Source organism: Cobetia sp. (assembly GCF_983723665.1).
This window is the reverse complement of sequence record NZ_CFDJES010000035.1, coordinates 17,639-21,416: the sequence shown is the minus strand read 5'-3', so window position 1 is coordinate 21,416 and position 3,778 is coordinate 17,639. Positions and strand designations below refer to the sequence as shown.

Sequence of the window (3,778 nt, the reverse complement as noted above, 5' to 3'; positions counted from 1 at the left end):
CCACTGGCTATGCCGCTGCATCCCAGCGAGGCTGACGCCCCCTTCAGGGAGTGTGCCTCGCGCTTGAGCTCGGTGAGATCCATCTGCTTCAGCAAGGTCACCATCACGTCGAGGCGTCCTTCGAGTCGCGTCAGGTAATTGCTCAGCAGTCGTGAATAGGCCTCGCCACTCAGGGTCGTGAGCAGCTCCTGACAGGTCGCGTGTTGCAGCAAGGAAGGCACGGCATCGGGCAGAGCGCGCGCGCCTGAGTCGTCAGTTGCCACATCGAACGCCGGAGCAGCGTCGATCTGCGCGTCCTGATCTTCAGTCGCTGACGAGCTGACGCCATCATCGCCTGGTGCCTGCGTGACGGTAGTCCGCTCGCCAGCCGAAGCCTCTGACTTGTCTGGCTCGAGCGCCTTGTGCTGCGAATCAGACTTCTGTGAATCAGGCTCCTGCGAATCAGAGGTCTGGACCAGATACTGCTGCAGCACCCGATGCAGATCATCACGCGTGAACGGCTTGTGCAGCACCCCCTGCATGCCAGCCTCGATGCAGCGGCGGGCATCTTCCTGCATCACGTTGGCGGTCATCGCGATGATCGGCAGACGAGCGCTGGCGGGTTGCTCTGACTCGTGCTGCCGCCAGCGACGTGTCGTCTCGACGCCATCCAGTACCGGCATCTGCATGTCCATGAACACCAGATCGACATCGTTGCCAGCCTGCGCCAGCCATTCGAGTGCCTGCTCACCGTCTTCCACCACCGTGACCTGCTGCCCCAGATACTCGAGCATGGCCCGCGCCAGTGACTGATTGACCTCGTTGTCTTCCACCACCAGCACGCTTGCGTGGGGCAAGGGCGTGTCTCCCACCGCCTGCTGCGGGCAAGCCTCAGCGGCGGTCAATACCGGCAGCGGCACGCGGCACCAGAAGCGGCTGCCGAGCCCGAGATGACTCTCGACGCCGATCTCGCCGCCCATCGCCTCCACCAGTCGCTTGCAGATGGCAAGCCCGAGCCCGGTGCCTTCATGACGACGCGCAATCGAGGTATCCACCTGGGTGAAGGGGGCAAACAACTGACTCACCTGGTCGGCGGCGATCCCGCAACCGCTGTCGTGAACCTCGAAATGAAGCGTCTCGCCGTCTTCCAGTGATGCCCTCAGCCGGATGGTGCCCTGGGGACAGAACTTGAAGGCGTTGTTGAGCAGGTTGGTCAGTACCTGACGCAGGCGATTGACGTCCCCCTTGACCCAGACGGGCAGGTCATCGGCACGTTCTTCGAGGAAGATGCGCGAGCATCCCTTGCCGGCACTGCCTGTCTGGCGATGGTAATGCGCGGCCAGGGAATCGAGGAATTCGGGCAGCGAGAAGCAGCGCTGATCCAGCTCCAGCTTGCCGGCTTCGATCTTGGAATAATCCAGCACATCATTGATGACGGCCTGCAGGCTCTCGGCACTCTGGCGCAGCATCGTCAGGTACTGCTGGCCACGCGGGGTCGAGACTTCCTCGCCGATGAGGTCCGACACGCCGACCATGCCATTGAGCGGGGTGCGTATCTCATGGCTCATGATCGCCATGAATTCCGACTTGGCACGACTGGCCGCCTGCGCCAGCTGCACCATGCCATCCAGCTCCTGGGTGCGCTCCTCCAGCTTGCGGGTCTTGTAGGCCCGTCCACGACTCTCGACGATCAGCGCGACCACCAGCACGATGCCGCTCAGGGTCATCAGCAGCACCAGCGACAGTGCGAGGGCATACAGGTTGAGGAGCTCCGAGCGCTCCTTGGTGCGCTGGATAGCGGCCTCGGCATTGATGTTGAGCAGCAGCTCGCCGGTCTGCTCCTGAAGCGAGGCAAGCCGGCTGAGTATCTGCACATAGAGGGACGCATCACGCTCCTGACGACTCGCCAGGTCCATGATGGCGCTGTCCAGCACCTCGATTCTGGGCAGCATGGCCATCAGCTGGGCATGCAGGTCGGGCATCCCCGCCAGCATGCTGCCCAGTTGGCCGCTCTGCAGCAGCTGCACCCGGCTATAGAGGATGTCGAGCCGCAACAGCAGCTCGCTGTCATCCATCAAGGCGGGCGGCGTCGGGGTCTTCTGCTCCTCGGCCACCACCATGCGCAGCTCGCGCACTTCCCTGTCGAACTGATAGACCGCCCAGATCAGATTCTCACGCAGCTTGTGCTCGAGTGCCTGCTGACGCTGATAGACCAGAACGCCAGTCACCAATGCCGAGACGAAGAACAACGTCGCGGCAATGGCGATGGCGGTTCTGAAATGCAGAGAACGGAGTGGATTCATGCACGAGCATCCTGGCAGCGCTCATGAAACGGAGCAGAAGAGGCGGGTTCAGCGTTCGATGTCGATTCGCTTCACCTGCCAGACAGAGCGGGTCATGATTTCCTCGTTGAGGAGATCCGGCTGCTCACTGAAGGGGTAGATGATGAAGATGGGGCCATTGTCGCGTACACGCAGTCGCTTGCCATCGACTTCCATGGCCAGTATCACCGGATGATCGAAATAGTCCTGCACCGGCGCGGTGGCGGCGTAGTCGTTGAGCGCCACGATACGCATGGTGCCATCCTCGACGCCCACCGCCTCCATCAGCGCCGAACCGAGCGGACCGCTGAAGCTCACTTCGCCGTCATGCCAAGGGGTGGTAGTCACGGTTTCCCGTTGCGTCAGCGCCATGAGCATGGCGCGATCGAAATGTGCCTCGCCTCCGGCGTTGGCATGGGTGACATCCCCGGTGACACGCAGCACCACCGGCCCCTGCGGTGCCTCCAGGGCCATGGCGAAGGGGCAAAACGACAGTATCAGCAACAGAAGCCAGTGGCGCATGCGGGGTAACGCCGTGGTGAGACATCGCAGGAGAATGAGCAGCGGCATGGGAAGACTCCAGGGGTCATGGACAACCATGGATGACGGCCGGAGATTCACCGTCTCGTTTCATCCTCGCCATTCACGGGCCAGCAGCGGCACCGCGCCATGAAGCAGCGAGAGGGGATGAACACGAGTATATGTCGCCATCGTCCTGCCAAACGTGAACCATTGTGACGCGGTCTCACGCAAGAGACGCGTAGACTGCTTGCGATACCCACGCGGGGAGGCAGCGACATGCAAATCGGCATTCTGGAAGATGATCATGATCAACGTGATTACCTGACCCTGTGTCTCGAGGCCCAGGGACATGAGCTGGCAGGCTTCGAGCGCGCCAGCCAGTTGTTGCGCGCACTGCGCGAGCGCAGCTTCGACCTGCTGATCATCGACTGGCAACTGCCGGATGCCTGCGGCATGGAGCTGACGCGCACACTGCGCAGCGAGCACGGCTGGCGGGGGCTGATCCTGTTCATCACCGCAAGCCAGGGGGAGGAGGATGTCGTGCATGCGCTTCAGCATGGCGCCGATGACTTCCTGGCCAAGCCGATCCGCCCTGCCGAGCTCACGGCGCGTGTGGAAGCGCTGGGCAGGCGTTTCGTCACCTCCGACACCAATTACCTGCAGCCCAAGGTGGCCATCAGCGATCAATATCGGATCGAGCCGGATGAACACACCATCTGGTGCGGCGAGGAGCCGGTCGCCCTGACCCAGCGCGAATATCAGCTGGCCTCCCTGCTGCTGCGCCACGTCGGAGAGCTTTACTCACGCGCCTACCTGCTGGAGATGATCTGGGGGGTCAACGGGGATATCTCGACCCGTACGGTCGACACCCACGTCAGCCGCCTGCGGCGCAAGCTGGGACTGAACGGCAGCCGTGGGCTCAGACTGAAAAGCGTCTATCAGTACGGATATCGGCT

General features: G+C 62.4%; 3 protein-coding genes. 1 reads left to right on the top strand and 2 read right to left on the bottom strand.

The window, feature by feature from the left end:
• Together AC4FAH_RS05540 and AC4FAH_RS05535 are read right to left on the bottom strand one after the other, a co-directional pair.
• A partial coding sequence (locus AC4FAH_RS05540) for an ATP-binding protein (protein ID WP_490245753.1) occupies nucleotides 1-2,282 on the bottom strand: 2,282 nt, incomplete at its 3' end.
• A 48-nt stretch (nucleotides 2,283-2,330) separates the two neighbouring features.
• Nucleotides 2,331-2,822 (bottom strand): putative pterin-binding protein, encoded by a 492-nt coding sequence (locus AC4FAH_RS05535; RefSeq protein WP_153636526.1) that lies wholly within the window; start codon nucleotides 2,820-2,822, stop codon nucleotides 2,331-2,333.
• A gap of 276 nt (nucleotides 2,823-3,098) precedes the next feature.
• On the opposite strand from AC4FAH_RS05535, the gene AC4FAH_RS05530 reads away from it, so the two are divergent.
• The coding region (locus tag AC4FAH_RS05530; protein WP_490245752.1) for a response regulator transcription factor at nucleotides 3,099-3,778 on the top strand (680 nt) is incomplete at its 3' end.